Raw genomic sequence first — 15621 nt, forward strand, 5'->3', positions numbered from 1 at the left:
GGCTTCTGAATTAGGCGAAATTAAGCCTGATCTAAGCTATGCCCCATTAGCGCAATAAATGATTTTGAGATAATAATCGGCCAGCTCTCCGAACAGCAAGGGATGTTCCGAAGAAATCGTCGCCCCGGCGAAGGCCGGGGCCCAGTGACTTCCTTAGCGCCTCAAAACGCTGGGTGATCTCCTTCGGAGCCGTCCTTCGGACGTTCTCCGCGGGAGGACATTGCACCGAATGTCCTATCATCCCCCGATGGATCCACGCGACGTACACAGCACCCCGCAACTGTTCGGCAACGACGCGGAAGAACTCAAGCCCCTGGCCGAGCGCATGCGTCCGCGCACCCTCGACGAAATCGTCGGCCAGCAACGCCTGCTTGCGCCGGGCAAGGCACTGCGGCGTGCACTGGAAGCCGGCCGTGTGCACTCGATGGTGCTATGGGGGCCTCCGGGCTGCGGCAAGACCACGCTGGCGCTATTGGTGGCGCGCTACGCCGATGCAGACTTCCGCGCCATTTCCGCCGTGCTTTCCGGCCTGCCGGATGTACGCAAATCGCTGGCCGAAGCCGAAGTCAATTTTGCGCAGGGCAGACGCACGGTGTTGTTCGTCGACGAAGTGCACCGCTTCAACAAAGCGCAGCAGGACGCGTTCCTGCCACACATCGAGCGCGGCGTGATCATCTTCGTCGGCGCTACCACCGAAAACCCATCGTTCGAGTTGAACTCCGCATTGCTTTCGCGCTGTCGCGTGCATGTGCTGGATGCTGTTTCGGTAGACGACATCGTCGCCGCCTTGCAACGCGCACTTGCAGATACCGAACGCGGCTTAGGCGCCTTACAACTCGAAGTCGCCGATTCCGCCTTGCGCCTGATCGCCCAAGCCGCCGATGGCGACGTGCGCCGTGCGCTCACACTGCTGGAAATCGCCGCGGAACTGGCCGATGGCCATATGATCGACGAAACCACACTCGAACAAGTGCTGGCCGATCGCACACGTCGCTTCGACAAAGGCGGCGAGCAGTTCTACGACCAAATCTCCGCACTGCATAAATCCGTGCGCTCCTCCGACCCCGACGCTGCCGTGTACTGGCTGACGCGCATGCTCGACGGCGGCTGCGATCCACTCTATCTCGCACGCCGCATGACACGCATGGCGGTGGAAGACGTCGGCCTAGCCGAACCACGTGCGTGGCGCATGGCATTGGATGCGTGGGACACCTACGAACGCCTCGGCAGCCCCGAAGGCGAACTAGGCCTGGCACAACTCGCCATCTGGCTGGCAATTGCGCCCAAGAGCAACGCCGCATACATGGCCTACAACAAAGCGCGCGAAGTGGTCGGCCAAACCGGCACACTGGAAGTGCCCATGCATCTGCGTAATGCACCCACGCGGTTGATGAAAGGCATGGGCTACGGCAAGGGCTATCAATACGACCACGACGCTGAAGGCGGTATCGCACTCGATCAACAATGTTTGCCGGATGCGTTGGCCGGCACCGAGTTCTACGAACCGGTGGAGCGTGGCTTGGAATTGAAGCTGCGCGAAAAGCTGTTGGCGTTGCGCGAGGCGAGGAAACAAGCGCGCAGAAAGTAGCGCCCTTTCTCCCTCTCCCCTTCGGGGAGAGGGTTGGGGTGAGGGGACAACCTCGCGACAATACCTGTCATCACCTCACCGTCATTCCGGCGAAGGCCGGAATCCACAAAGCACTCCTAACTTTTTATGTTGAGTGCTACGCACATCATGTTCGTACCGGATTCCGGCCTTCGCCGGAATGACGGTGAGGCAGTGCCCGCCATCATCGTGGACGGAGCATCCCAGCCATTTGCACTCCACCCAAACACCGCCTAGATTCCCCTTCACCATCCTCAAAGGGGAGGGCACCACCATGCGCATCCTCATCGCAGCCATTCTCGGCGGCATCGTGATGTTCATCTGGGGCGCGATCGCCCACATGTTCCTAGGACTGGGCAACCCCGGCATCCACCAACCTGCAAACGAAGACATCGTGCTAAGCACCTTGCACGAAGGCCTGGGCACCACACCCGGCGTCTACATCCTGCCCAGCTTCGACCCCAAGCAATGGAACAACCCGGTTGCGCGTGAGGCCTATGCGAAAAAGTCGAGCACCTCGCCCTATGCATGGGTGGTCTACCTGCCGCAAGGCGACGACATGACCGACATGCACCGCCAACTTCCGCGCCAATGGGCCTCGGATACCCTGGCTTCACTGATGTTGGCCTTCGTCATGGGGCTGGCCGCCTTCAGCTTTAGCCAGCGCTTGAGGATAGCGGTGGCGGCAGCCCTGTTCGCTTGGCTCAGCACCCTGGTGCCCTATTGGAACTGGTACCGCTTTCCCGATGCGTTGACCTGGGCCGCGCTGTTCACGCAACTGATCGGCTGGTTGCTGGCCGGCGCCGTCATGGCCTGGTGGATCGGGCGCGGGGAGCGCAAGCCTGCCTGAGCCGATAGCCGGCAAGAGGCCGCCGCGTTGCGACCGCGGCGGCCCGACAGCGATAATCCCGAGTTCTTGCCACACTCCCGGATCCGAACATGCTGGACCCTGCACTGCTGCGTACGCGCCTGGCCGAAACCGCCGCGCGCCTGAAGGAAACCCGAGGCTACACGCTCGACGTGATCGCCGTGGAGGCGCTGGAAAGCCAACGCAAGCAGCTCTCCACCGAGACGCAGGAACTGCAAAACCTGCGCAACACCCGCTCCAAAGCCATCGGCCAGGCCAAAGCCAGGGGTGAAGACGTCGCACCGCTGATGGCCGAAGTCGCCGGCATCGGCGACAAGCTCAAAGCCAACGAACACGCCCTGGCCGACGTGCAAGCCAAGCTGGCGGACATCGCACTGGGCATTCCCAACGTGCCGCACGAATCCGTGCCGCTGGGCAGCGACGAAAACCACAACCAGGAAATCATTCGCTGGGGCACGCCCCGTGGTTTCGATTTCGCGGTGAAAGACCACGTCGATCTCGGCGAACGCCACGGCTGGCTGGATGGCGAAACCGGCGCCAAGCTTTCCGGCGCACGCTTCACCGTCATGCGCGGCCAACTCGCGCAGCTGCATCGCGCACTCGCGCAATTCATGCTCGACCTGCACACCCGCGAACATGCGTACTTGGAATGCAACGTGCCGCTGCTGGTGAACGCCGACACCATGCAAGGCACCGGTCAGTTGCCCAAGTTCGAAGAAGACCTGTTCGCCACGCAAGTAGGTGAGACCAAGCGCTACCTGATTCCCACGGCGGAAGTGTCACTGACCAACCTCGTGCGCGACACCATTCAAGACGCCGATGCACTGCCACTGCGCCTTACCGCACACACACCGTGCTTCCGCGCGGAAGCCGGCAGCTACGGTCGCGACGTGCGCGGCATGATCCGCCAGCACCAATTCGAAAAGGTGGAAATGGTGCAGATCGCGCGTGCCGAGCATTCCTACGCGCAACTCGAAGAAATGGTCGGCCACGCCGAAAAAGTGCTGCAGAAACTGGAACTTCCGTATCGCAAAGTGCTGCTATGCACCGGCGACATGGGCTTCAGCGCCGCCAAGACCTACGACCTGGAAGTGTGGCTACCCAGCCAAAACACCTACCGCGAAATCTCCAGCTGCTCCAACTGCACCGATTTCCAGTCGCGCCGCATGCAAGCCCGCGTACGCAACCCGGAAACCAACAAGCCGGAACTGGTGCACACCCTCAACGGCTCCGGCCTCGCCATCGGTCGTACCCTGATCGCCGTGATGGAGAACTACCAGAACGCCGACGGCTCCATCACCGTGCCCGAAGCACTGCGCCCCTACATGGCAGGCGCGGAGAAAATTGCGTGACCACACCGGCGAGCCGCTCATGGGACAAGGTGGAGTTCTACTCCAGCTACTTCCTTATGATCGTGCTCGCCTCTGTGATCGGCACGCGCTTGAGTTTTGCCAGCGTGTGGCAGATCCCTACGGTCGATCTGGTTTTCAGCATCATCGCCCTCGTGTTGGTGCTGGCCAGTTTCTGGATCGCCCGTAAGCGCCGCAGCTGGCGTTTGTGGATCATCGCCTTCGCAACAGCCACGCAGCTATTGCCGATGGTGTTGCGCTATCCCGCCACGTTGTTTCCGCTGCTAGGTGCGTTGATTCCGGTTGGGATCATGGTTTGGGCGCTGGTGTCGCTGTCGAAGAAGGGGCGACATGGCCCGCAAGCACGCGATTCCTGATAGGATTGGCGGCCTTACAAACGAGTCTGCACACACAGATTCGTCACCCCGGCGAAGGCCGGGGCCCAGCGACTTCTTAAGTGTCTGAGACACTGGACTCGCTACAAAACACAGAGAGATGGCTGAGTGGCTTAAGGCAGCAGTCTTGACGCGAAGGCAGGAAGCCGAAGCGAACATCGGCGAAGCCGATGGCCCCGAAGGGGCGGAGGGCAGGATGCCCGGAGTCAAACTGCCGTAGAGGTGCGCAACGCGCACTTGCTTGGAAAGTACAACGGAGAGATGGCCGAGTGGTTTAAGGCAGCAGTCTTGAAAACTGCCGTAGGTGTAAGCCTACCGTGGGTTCGAATCCCACTCTCTCCGCCACCCAATAAAAAAGCGCCCCATGTGGGCGCTTTTTTATTGGGTGGCGGAGAGAGTGGCTTTGATGAGAACCCATACGGTTCGACAAATTTGTCTGGAACAAATTTGGACAGCCGAAGGCTGGTCTTGGAGCTTCTTACGCAGTGGAGTTCGATCCACAGATGGATCGAACAACACCGCATTCCCGACTAGGTTGCTGGTTTTGAGCCAGAAACGAGGGTGCCCAATCAGCTCCGTTGTTGCAATGCCTAGTTCTATGTATACCTAAAACTGGCTAACGGACGCGTCACTGTGAAAGTTGCCGACCATTTCGAGGGTAAAGCAATGAAAGTCTCCAAGGATACGTAATAATGGCGGCTAATCGAAACTAGCGGTATGGGACTTGGTATGGCACTGATCGAAGGCTTTCGCGTGCGTAATTACCGGGCATTGCTCGATGTGACATTGGGCAAGCTCTCCACCGACCAGAAAGGTGCGCCCTTGACGCCGTTTACAGTCGTGATCGGTAAGAACGGCGTCGGCAAGAGCACTTTGTTCGATGCATTTGGCTTTGTCGCCGATTGTCTGAACACTGATGTGGAAGCGGCCTGTGACGCAAAGCAGCGCGGCGGTTTCGAACGCATGCGTTCGCTGGGCACTAATGATCCGATTCAGTTCGATATCTACTATCGAGAAGCGCCCGGGGAGCGCCCCATCACTTACGAATTGGCTATCAATTTGGATGATAGCGGCCGACCTTTCGTAGAGTCTGAGGTTTTGAAGCAGCGCCGAAAAGGGCAGAAACATGGGCGCCCTTATCCATTTCTGCGCCTTCACAGAGGGACTGGAAAGGTATGGGCTGGTGAAGATGCTGTTGAGGTAGAAGGTGGCGAGGAGGATCGTTCGCAGACGCCTGTAGAGCTTACCGATCTTCGACAGCTGGGTATCGCAACACTGGGGACACTAAAGGAGCATCCACGCATAGAGCGCTTTCGCAATTTTCTTAAAGGCTGGTATCTATCGTACTTTCACCCAGATGCTGCTCGTTCCATCCCCTCGGCTGGCGCGCAACGGCATCTAAACGTGCATGGAGATAACATCGGTAATGTCGTGCAATACATGGAGCGGGAACACAAGGATCGTTTCAACATGATCTTGCAGCGCATCGCCTCCAAGATCCCCGGCGTGCAAAGTATCAATACAACAGTGACACAAGACAAGCGTGTGCTTTTGCAGTTCAATGACGGAGCATTTAAAGATCCTTTTTACGCTTCGCAGATGTCCGATGGCACCCTTAAGATCTTTGCTTATCTGCTCTTGATGGAAGACCCCGACCCTCCGCCCTTCATTTGCATCGAGGAGCCGGAGAACGGGTTGTATCACCGTCTGCTCGATTCGTTGGCAAGCGAACTACGAACTCATGCCACGGGTAAGAAGAATGCTCCCCAGATTTTTGTGACTACACACCAACCGTATTTTGTAGACGCGCTAGCACCGAATGAGGTTTGGATTCTGGAGAAGGGCGGCGACGGCTTCTCGACAATCCACCGCGTGTCGGACATCGAACTGGTGCGAAATCTGGTGGATGAAGGACTGCCGTTGGGTGGACTTTGGTACAGCAACTACCTTGATGCGAGGTAAGCATGCACATCGAGGTTCTCGTGGAAGACGCATCTGGCGCTAAGTTGATTGAGTCGCTTCTTCCCAAAGTAATCGGGTCATTTGGCGAGCCTCATACTTGGCGTATTCACGCCTATAAAGGCATTGGGCGTTTGCCGGAAGGATTGTCGAACAGGGCCGATCCAGCAAAACGGGCATTGTTGGATCAATTGCCAAGATTGCTTGTCGGCTACGGAAAAACTCCCGGCATAGACGCGGTCCTAGTTGTGCTGGACACAGATCAGCGTGATTGCAAGGCATTCCTTCAAGAACTTAAGGATGTATTCGGTCGCTGTGATCCCGCGCCGGTCACCATGTTCCGCTTAGCAATCGAAGAAATTGAAGCGTGGCTTCTTGGGGATCGGCAGGCATTGTTGACTGCATACCCTAAGGCCAAGCGCGACGTGCTCGATCGGTATAAGCAAGACGCGGTTTGTGGGACGTGGGAGTTGTTGGCCGATGTGCTTTACCCAGGAGGGAGTGCGGCTGTAAAGAATGTGGGCTGGCCTCTGCCTGGTCAAATCAAGCACGAATGGGCTGAACGAGTCGGACCAAATATGAATATTGATAACAATCTATCTCCTAGTTTTGCCAAATTTCGGGATGGGCTGCGGCGTCTGGTCGCTTTAGCAATAAACGGGACTGGTAGGGCCGGTAAGTAAACGCGACGGAGATAGTTAATCCCCACTGCCGTGGTTGACCGAGTGCAGGCAAGGACCGGCAGATGGGCGGTAGGTTATTGCTCACGGGCGGGCTGTAACAGATCAGGGAAATCGGCGCGTCACCGGCTCGCGCCGATCGGCTTCAGGAGACTACATGGCCGGTCATCTGCAAGGACGAAATGAAGATGACTTCATCGCAGACACCAACGACAAACGCTGGCAATCAGCCCTCGTCAATCACGACGCGAACAAGGGTTCAGGCTAGCAAACGCGTCAAGGGAAGTCTCTCTTACGAGCTTGAAAACCGGCTGAGCCAGCAAGAAGAACGAGAGCGTGTTTGCTACTCGAACGGCTACACCCTTCCGCCACGAGTCAAAGAGCAGTTCATGGCTGCCTTGCTGGCGGACGTGGTAAGTCGGCGCAATTCCGCGCACTCCAAACTTCTCCGCGAGAATATGACAGAAGCCGGTGATGCTCGCCCCGAGGCGACCGTCAAGGCGAACGTGGCTACCCACCATATCGTCCCCAGCCGTGACGAGGAGGCGGCAGGTTCTCGAGACCTGCTCTTTGGCTGGGGAATCGGCATCAACGACGCAGACAATGGGGTGTATCTGCCGCGTTATCGAAAGTCGGAGGTACCTAGTCTGCCGAACGCGGTCAAGCATTCGGAACTGCACACCACGGTCTATCACTACCAAGTCTTTCGTCGCCTGGACCGCGCAGCACAGATCAATGCGACAGATGACAAGATCGGCCGCACGGCATTGAAGACTATGAAGCAAGAGCTGGTCGCTGGCGTCTTTCCCTATAAGTGAGAGGTTTTGTGATGAATGTTTGGGAGATCATCCATCCTCGGATGAACGATGTCGCTCCGCTGGTCAGAACCGCGGAAGACATGCAAAACCCTCAATTCCAAAAACAATTTGGGGGAGACGGTTCGACGCTTCAGTGGACCAGGCGGCCGAAGCTCACCGTGAAAGTGGAGAAGGGCAAGAAGAAACAGAAGCCAAGGGCGGATGTCAGCCCGTTCACGGCACCGGGTATCGTGTTCAACGGCAAGGTGCGCGACGCATTGGGCGGCTTCTTGCGGAAGTTTGGTCAAATCTTGGAGATTGATGTGGATGGCGACGTTGAGTATTACTACAACGTCACGCACGTCGTGCGGTGTGTAGATGAAAGCCGCTCTGAGAAATATCCGGAGGGCACCATTGCGAAAGCAGTGTTTGATGGCTCGGAGCTTCCGGCTGAACCCGTGGTCTTCATTGATCCGCTCATGCGCGGTTCGATCTATCTGAACGATGAGGCTAAGGCGGAATTGGAGTTGTTGATGAAGAAGTCCGACATCACTGGCATCGGCTTTGAGAAAGTGGGCGGCTAAGCAGGCTTGGCTGCGAGACGGTCGCTCAGATGATCAAAAGACAAGTGCTCATGCCAGCCGAGCTAGTCCACGAGATAGCTGGAATTGTTCACAAGGAAGGCTACACATCGTTGATGGATGCATTCCCCAGCGAGCATGTTCAGCCTCCTATCTTTCTCAGCGAAGGAGAAGCGAGTGACCTTGTCGACCTTGTGGTTATCGAAAAGAAGAAGGCTAGGCTAAGATTACCTTATCACGATGATACACATCCGAAATACGACGAAAAGCACGAAGAAGAGTTTGATGACATGCAGATGGGCATATATCAAAAGACCATCTATTACGTCGAGTCGGCCTTCAAAAAAGGAAGCTTTGATCACTTGCTGAAGTGACGGTCGTCGAGACGAAAGAATCTGGGGGTGATAGAGGTTTGTTAGCTGGCTACGACATCTTATCCGGACACGTTCCGTATTCTTCGGTTGGGGATTGGGCTCCAAATCGTTGCGCTATTCAAAATCGGAGGGACGTCGTGACCTCGTCATTCTTTACAGTGCAGACTGGCACGCCATGATCGTTGAACTTGACCGGCGGATCGCGACCGATCTGACGCCTGCATCGGCGCTTAAGTGACCTGATCGACATATCAATTGAGGCCGAGTTATCTGGGCCGCCGTTGGCGAATGCGTCCGGCAAGTCTCACTGAAGCTGGCTATGTAAAAAAGGAGGGGGGAGGCTGAGCTATCCCCTCGTTTTTTTCTCGTTTCGCCGATCAAATCGGAACCCTTGCCCAGCCTGCGGACGGGTAGCGGACGGTTCCTGTGCCGGCCGCGAAGCTAAGGACACCCGCACCGGTTTTGATGCTGAAGTATTGCCATTCGCCGCTTTGATATTTGACGGTGTGCACGATGTCGAATCCGGAGTTGTTGACGGGCTCGGATTCGTCACCGTCCACTTGGCGCTTCTTGAAGACTTGCGTGTAGACGCATCGGTATTCTGTCCCGTCCATCTTCATTTTGTTGAAGGCGATCGCACTGGTGGACAGGATATGCATGTCAACGCGATGCTCATCATTGCCGAGCTGTGCGGGTAGCCAGTCCGAGACGATGCTTTCAGCAACCTGGAATACTTCCAGGTTGCTCCTGTCTTCATCCAGGTCGATGAACTCCTTGAGTTCCCAGCCATTGACTGTGCCATTAGCCGTATTTTCAACAACAACACCAATCGTCGCCGATGGTGGCTGCGGACCACTTGGTGGGATGCTGATGGTTATGCCATTGGGTCCGGCCATATTCGTCACCTCTGTTTTTCTTTTCTCCTCCGGCAAGCTGGAAGAGGCGGTGGGGAAGTGGGCTTGCGGTGAGTTCAAGTTGTGTGGCAAGCGCGTGCAACACCACTCTGACTATTCCCTGTAAGCAGAGCAGGGAACTGTGTATGGCGCAACCAGCGCTACACAGGCCTATTAGACATACGGAACGTCCATCCAACCGCTGCCCTGCGCGTTGTATTGGATGGTGTTGTTGTTCCACCTTGCACTGAGATTGCCGTCCGGCAATTGCACCCAGGTAAGGATGTCCAGGTTCTGCATCAGCGCGGTGAAAAAGTCTTGCACTTGCACCGATTGGTTGTTTTGCCAGAAATCTATGCGCCCCAGGCAAGCGCGAAAATTTCCCTGTGCCTGCATGATGGCGTTGATCTGCCCGGCGACGTTGGAGTCCGGATCGTAGACGGGCGTGCCGTCCTGACTGACCACGGATAAGTGGATCGCCCGAACTGCTTGAGGATCATCCGGATTTTGTTCCACCAACGCGATGCAACTGGTCATGCCGCCGAAATCGATTTCCGGCGCGTTTCCCCAGTAGCGTTCGCCGACCAAAAGAACAGGTGCGGGGCCTGGTGCTTCTTGAATGATGTACGGCATGGTTTCCTCGTCGAAATGAAGATGATGCTGAGGTGGTGTGTGCAGTGCTACGCGCGATAGCCAGCGATATATCGGAGATAGGACTTACTGGCTGTCATCTGTTGAACGGCGCAGCGAGACAGGCGTGAATAAGTCAACGCGATTTTTTTTCTCAAGAAGAGAGGGTCCGGAGGTAACTAAAGCTTGTTAACCCGAACGGGAAGTGGGGTAGCGAAAGCCGAACTTAAATTAGGTGCAAAGTTTGTTGCGAAGGATGGCTTCTTTCCTATTGCCCTCCGCTGATCAGATGGACAAGATGGGGCGCCAATTCTGCCACGTGCACCTTGCTGACAATCAACCTGGGTTTGCGGACTCGCCTCACCTCGTTGTTTTCAACTCGGAAGAAAAAGTGCACCGATCTGAATGTGTGAAGCAAATGTGAATTTAATGCCGCAAAGACTGGTCGCGGATAAGGTGCGACGGTGAAAACGAAGCGGTCGCTGTTTATGCCTGTTTCCAAAGCAGAAGCCACACAAAGTTCGTAAAGCGGGTTCCATTGACCGGAGAGGGTATGTGGCAACCAACACGGAAGAGTGAGAAAGGTAGGGCTATTTCTGAGGCGGTTATTTCCGCCTTCCGCGCAAATGGATTCAGGGGTGTCTCGCTGCTGTATGCCGCAAAGGGATACGCCCCAAGACATTCTTTCACGTACCTTAAGGATATCGTCATGTCGTGCACTTTCTATTCGCGCCGCCGGCGCCTTTTGCCATGCCTTGTCGCTGCGGCTTGTGCATTGACGCTTTGTACGCTGCCTGCGCTCGCTGCACAGACCGACGGGCCACCATCAGCACGAACGGTTGATGTTGTCGACCATGTTTTCGGTGCCACTCTGCACGATCCCTATCGCTGGATGGAGGGTGAGCACAACACCGAATTTCAGCAATGGCTTGCTGCTCAAGGCGACGACACACGCGCCAAGCTCGACGCGCTGCCCACGTTGAAGTCATGGCAGCAAGCGCTGCAAAAGGTAAGTGCTGCGACCGTGGTCTATCGCAACCAGCGCCATGTCGGTGGGAGGTTGTTTTTCATCCGCCAAGCGGCGCAAGGCAATGGAACGTTGATGGTGCGCGAGTTGGATGGCTCCGAGCGAGTGTTGCTCGATCCGGCGACACTTAAGGGCGATAGTGGTCATGCTTCGATCACCGTGTTCAAGCCTTCGCCGGATGGCAGCAAGGTGGCGGTGAACATTGATCACGGTGGCAACGAGATCACCCGCGTGGAAGTGCTGGACGTCAAGAGCGGCAAGCCCACCGGTGACGCAGTTGAACCGGTATGGGGCGAGTTCCCCGTTCAGTGGCTGCCGGATGGCAGCGGTTTCACTTACACCCAACTGGCGCCGCCTGAGCAGCGCACCGGTGGCGATCCGCTGCAGGATATGCGCTCACGCTTCCATCCATTGGGCAAGTTGTCGACTCAGGATCCCATATTGTTGCGAGCAGGTACGGGGCAGGGCGCCAATCCGTCGTTCGCCATTCCAGCCAACCATTTTCCGGTTATCGAATTTTCCACTGATTCGCGCTGGGTATTGGGTGAGGCGCTCAGTGCGCAGGCTGAGCAGCGCTACTGCGTGGCACTGCGATCCGATGCGGTAAAGCCTGATGCAACCTGGCACTGCATCGCCGATGACAACGACGAAGTGCAGGAGGCCGCCATCCACGGCGACACGCTTTATCTCGTTTCTAGCCGTGGACGTTCCAACGGCGAACTGCTCGCCCTGGATCTGTCGCGGCCCAATGCCTCGATCAAGGACGCGCGTTCCATCCTGCCGTTGCAAGACGACGAAATCGTTGTCGGCGTCAGTCTTAACGACACGCAGATGGTTGCGCCGGCACGCGACGCTTTGTACGTGAAAGTGTCAAAGAATGGCATCGACGACATCCGTCGCATCGACTACGCCAGCGGCAAAGTTGAAACCGTGCCGATGCCGCTGTCTGGTGCAGCCTCACTATTCCATGCCGACGACAATGAGGATGGATTCCTGCTCGAACTGCGCAGCTGGACCACGCCGCCGAAGTCCTGGCGCTACGAACCGACAACGCGTGCTTTGCATAGCCTCAATCAGGACGAAGCCAGTCCGGCCGATTACAGCATGATCGAGGCGACCGAGGCCGAGTTGATCAGCAAAGATGGCACGCATGTGCCGTTTACGATCCTGCACCGCAAGGACGCTGCATTGGATGGCAGTCATCGCGCCATTGTGTTCGGCTACGGCAGTTACGGGTTGTCCATCGTGCCGTCGTTCAAGCCTGCTCGGCTGGAGTGGGTCAAGCAAGGCAATATTTTTGCTTACGCGCACGTTCGTGGCGGTGGTGAAAAAGGCGAAGCATGGCATCAGGACGGCAAGGGGCCGAACAAGCACAAAGGCGTGGAAGATTTTGTCGCCGGTGTGGCGCGGCTAAGTGAACTGGGCTACAGCCGACCAGAACGCACTGCGTTGATCTCAGGCAGCGCCGGGGGTCTGTTGATCGGTGGCGCGGTAACAGGTTACCCCGACCACTTTGGCGCCGCGGTGTTTCTGGTCAGCATACTTAACCCGGTGCGCCTGATGCAGGCTCCCAACGGTGCAAACCAGATCGGCGAAATGGGCGACCCGCGCAAGGCTTCGGATTTTCCCTGGATTCTGGCCATGGATCCTTATCAGCAGATCCATCCGCACACCGCCTATCCGGCCGTGATGTTGGACGTAGGCCTCAACGACAGCCGAGTCGCTCCTTGGGAAACCGGTAAGTTCACTGCGCGCTTGCGTGCTGCTGACATTAGCGGAAGGCCGGTGTGGATTCGCACTGACGCTAATGGAGGACATGGCATCCAAAAGTCGCTTGGTGCAGAGGCAGCTGAGTACGCGGACATCTTTGCTTTCTTGGATGCAAAGTTGCCTGGGCGTTGAGTCCTTGGAGAGTCGCGAGTACTTGAGGAAATTGGCAGTCCGCCTTCGACTTTCCGCAGTCTTTGCAAGACTTGGATTCACCAGAGATAGACAATGCGCGACGTCATTGAAGGTGCAATAAGATCAGCCGTCAAATTAATTTTTGAGGTGGTGATTTGGGATTTTGCGCTCTTCCATCTTGGGAAAGTTACGCTACTTGTTTTGACTTTTGGGCGTTATCCGAGTCGCAAGGACTGTGAACGTGTCCCGGGGCGTATCCCCATGATAGGTGTTGCGGTTTTGGTAATAGCATGGTTGGTTATCGCGGTCTTTAACAACTTGCATGGCCAGAAGAGCATGTGATGTTCTCTTTTGAAGTCCGACTTATAGCTGCCACTTCAGCTGACTGACCCGCTTTTTTTGCTTTGTGGTTTCCAAGGTCGCCATGATTTTTCAAATCACCCAGGCGTCATCCCAGCGAAGGCTGGGATCCAGCGTCTTTACTGCCCCAAAGGCACTGGATCCCAGCTTTCGCTGGGATGACGAGCAAAAAAACGCAGCGACGCCGCAGAGTCACGCCTCGCGACTACATGTAGAACAAGGTAAATATCGTTCAAGTCTATGTGGAGATGTAGGTCTTCACTTTTACACGGTGCGAGCATATTCGCGTTCGAATCAGATATTGCGGAGTGGCTGGTTCTTTACTTTCCGGAAAGGACTCACTTCGTAGTCCCGACGGAGCTATCGTCGCTTCTGACCTGCTGAATGAGTGCGGTCGTTTCGTCAATCACCACATCCGGTCGGTCGTAGTGGATGTAGTGTCCGCTCCCCGCTGCAATGACTCGGCGACTCCGCGTGGAAAGCTGAAGGTACGCTGCTTGTTCCCTATCGTGAGCATCGGCCTGCCACAACCAGTCTTTCGGTGTGACGCGCTTTGAAAGAAAGGCTGGTATCGGTCGCTTCGTATCCTGCGAGAGGATCAAGATGGGCAGATTTCCGAAAGGTCCGGTATAAGCCCCCTCCTTGCGGGAATCACCTAAGGCACGATCCTCGCGCACGTATGCGTCCAATTGAGGGTAATAGCACTCGTTGGCTTTGATCCATCCTGCATACGCTTCCAACCCATCGGGTATGGAGTCGCATTCGCCCATCAACCGCGCAATACCTAGCGCCACAGTAGTTTTGACGAATGCGAATTCCGCGCTGCTGTGGTGATCCAGTGCTACGGCGAATGGAGGTTCCGGCAACGGCGTCGGCGTGTAGGCATCGACGAGCACCAGACCAGCGACGTCCTGGGGAAATTTCGACGCATATACGCGTGCGTAGAGCCCGCCGCCGGAATGGCCTATCAGCACGATTGGCGTGGCGATGTTGGCCTTCATCAGCAACGCGTGCAGCTGATCGGCGATATGCACTGCATCGCGTTCGCCTGGCTGCGCGACGCTCCAGCCAAAGCCGGCGCGGTCATAGGAGCACGTGCGTGTAATACGGGATAGGGCAGGCTGTACCTTGCCCCAAACGGTGAAGTCCTCGCCGTGCCCAGATTCAAGCACCAGCGTTGGTGAACCGGTGCCTGTGCAATATAAATGCATGGCATAGCCGTTTGCGTCATAGATGTGGCCGGGTGGCGGGTTGGCCGTGCGGTCGTGGCGGACGGCCAGAAAGTTCCATGTGGCGCCCGAGGCGGCTAGCACCACCAGCATAACGGTCAATCCCATACTCATCAGCCGAACGATGCGCGGCGCGCGACGCCCCTTCGTTTGACGGTGCTCCATACAGTTTTAATGCCCCTGAGTGTTATTGCCACGCCTCGAACGGCGTTGCTCACGACTATAGGTAAGGTTTCAGGGCGTATTACAGTGGCATGCGCCGAACCGGTAGATAGATGCGGCGAACCGTTATTCGGTTCGTTGTTGCATTGAGGTCGGCTTTGTTGCGCGCGCTTTGTGCTGAATTATTAGCAGACTGTTGAGGAATATCTCAGCATTCATCGAGCAAGCGCAGCTATCTTGCGCAGCGGAGAAATTATTGTTTCAAGAGGGCAAAGCCCTTTGTGGTCATCTGAGCAATCAGTTAGGTGCAGGGTAATGGCCGCGGGAAGTGATTGCTGTCCGCTCGGCTGTAATACTCGCAATTGCACCAAACTTTGCGCCTGATAAAACACCCGCACGTACTGTTTACCATCGGCGTGATCACGCCACAGCTCAATGCCAAGTGCTCCGCCTATCGGCGGATCATCATTGGCATAGCCTGGCATTTTGAAATGCAGGCCAAGCACGGAGGCGAGCGCGATGATGTTGTTGTCGCTGCCTACGAGTACGCTCAGTTTCGGTGCATGGTCGTCCTGCAGAAGGTGGATGATGCGTTGGCTCATGACTGAAGCGACACGTTGCGCCATGTAGTGGGGTCGCGCATAGATGTCGAACAGTAATGCATGCAGCTGCGAAAGTTGTTCCAGTTGTGCAGGCGTGACGCGTCCCCAGCCTATGTATGGACTCGCCCCCTTCGTCAACCGCTTTTTTCATCCCCGAATGCCGGCTGCATCTATGTATGAGGCCTCACCAAGGTGGCAAGGTGTGCC

15 protein-coding genes and 1 tRNA gene are annotated in these 15621 nt (G+C 56.5%); 12 read left to right on the forward strand and 4 right to left on the reverse strand.

The genetic code is table 11. The features are described from left to right. The first annotated feature begins 229 nt into the window (after positions 1–229). From QQJ86_RS22040 to QQJ86_RS22085, 10 genes are all read left to right on the forward strand, one after another. Positions 230–1588: a replication-associated recombination protein A gene (locus QQJ86_RS22040; protein ID WP_423372792.1), complete on the forward strand. Its 1359-nt coding sequence runs from the start codon at positions 230–232 to the stop codon at positions 1586–1588. 292 nt (positions 1589–1880) lie between these two features. After that, positions 1881–2456, forward strand: a complete 576-nt coding sequence (locus QQJ86_RS22045; RefSeq protein WP_284323118.1) for a hypothetical protein — start codon at positions 1881–1883, stop codon at positions 2454–2456. An 89-nt stretch (positions 2457–2545) separates the two neighbouring features. Further along, complete coding sequence (gene serS / locus QQJ86_RS22050; protein WP_284323119.1) at positions 2546–3826, forward strand: serine--tRNA ligase; 1281 nt, start codon at positions 2546–2548, stop codon at positions 3824–3826. Then, positions 3823–4200, forward strand: a complete 378-nt coding sequence (locus QQJ86_RS22055; RefSeq protein ID WP_284323120.1) for an LrgA — start codon at positions 3823–3825, stop codon at positions 4198–4200. Before serS ends, QQJ86_RS22055 begins: the two co-directional genes overlap by 4 nt. A 273-nt stretch (positions 4201–4473) precedes the next feature. Then, positions 4474–4563 (forward strand) — tRNA-Ser (locus QQJ86_RS22060). A 384-nt stretch (positions 4564–4947) separates the two neighbouring features. After that, positions 4948–6180, forward strand: a complete 1233-nt coding sequence (locus tag QQJ86_RS22065) for an AAA family ATPase (RefSeq protein WP_284323121.1) — start codon at positions 4948–4950, stop codon at positions 6178–6180. A gap of 2 nt (positions 6181–6182) precedes the next feature. Continuing rightward, positions 6183–6860: a hypothetical protein gene (locus QQJ86_RS22070; protein ID WP_284323122.1), complete on the forward strand. Its 678-nt coding sequence runs from the start codon at positions 6183–6185 to the stop codon at positions 6858–6860. 386 nt (positions 6861–7246) lie between these two features. Then, positions 7247–7675: an AHH domain-containing protein gene (locus tag QQJ86_RS22075; protein ID WP_284323123.1), complete on the forward strand. Its 429-nt coding sequence runs from the start codon at positions 7247–7249 to the stop codon at positions 7673–7675. Between the two features lie 41 nt (positions 7676–7716). Beyond that, a complete protein-coding gene (locus QQJ86_RS22080) occupies positions 7717–8238 on the forward strand; it encodes a hypothetical protein (protein ID WP_284323124.1) in 522 nt (173 codons plus the stop codon). Between the two features lie 50 nt (positions 8239–8288). Further along, complete coding sequence (locus QQJ86_RS22085) at positions 8289–8609, forward strand: hypothetical protein (protein WP_284323125.1); 321 nt, start codon at positions 8289–8291, stop codon at positions 8607–8609. Between the two features lie 377 nt (positions 8610–8986). On the opposite strand, the gene QQJ86_RS22090 is transcribed toward QQJ86_RS22085, so the two are convergent. Continuing rightward, positions 8987–9505 carry a hypothetical protein gene (locus QQJ86_RS22090; RefSeq protein WP_284323126.1) on the reverse strand — a complete coding sequence of 173 codons (519 nt, stop codon included), beginning with the start codon at positions 9503–9505 and terminating at the stop codon, positions 8987–8989. Between the two features lie 171 nt (positions 9506–9676). After that, on the reverse strand, positions 9677–10135 hold the full coding sequence (locus tag QQJ86_RS22095; protein WP_284323127.1) for a hypothetical protein: 459 nt from the start codon (positions 10133–10135) through the stop codon (positions 9677–9679). Positions 10136–10841: 706 nt separating this feature from the next. On the opposite strand from QQJ86_RS22095, the gene QQJ86_RS22100 reads away from it, so the two are divergent. Further along, the gene (locus QQJ86_RS22100; RefSeq protein ID WP_284323128.1) at positions 10842–13061 is read left to right on the forward strand and encodes a prolyl oligopeptidase family serine peptidase; all 2220 of its coding nucleotides are present in this window, start codon (positions 10842–10844) and stop codon (positions 13059–13061) included. A 93-nt stretch (positions 13062–13154) separates the two neighbouring features. After that, positions 13155–13403 carry a hypothetical protein gene (locus tag QQJ86_RS22105; protein ID WP_284323129.1) on the forward strand — a complete coding sequence of 83 codons (249 nt, stop codon included), beginning with the start codon at positions 13155–13157 and terminating at the stop codon, positions 13401–13403. 356 nt (positions 13404–13759) lie between these two features. Here the strand turns inward: QQJ86_RS22105 and QQJ86_RS22110 are convergent, their stop codons facing one another. Together QQJ86_RS22110 and QQJ86_RS22115 are read right to left on the reverse strand one after the other, a co-directional pair. After that, entirely contained in the window at positions 13760–14758 is a 999-nt protein-coding gene (locus tag QQJ86_RS22110) for an alpha/beta hydrolase (RefSeq protein WP_284323130.1), read from the reverse strand. A gap of 269 nt (positions 14759–15027) precedes the next feature. Continuing rightward, complete coding sequence (locus QQJ86_RS22115) at positions 15028–15552, reverse strand: histidine-type phosphatase (RefSeq protein WP_345782843.1); 525 nt, start codon at positions 15550–15552, stop codon at positions 15028–15030. Positions 15553–15621 lie beyond the last annotated feature (69 nt).

Source organism: Dyella acidisoli, assembly GCF_030160295.1.
GTDB lineage: Bacteria > Pseudomonadota > Gammaproteobacteria > Xanthomonadales > Rhodanobacteraceae > Dyella_B > Dyella_B acidisoli.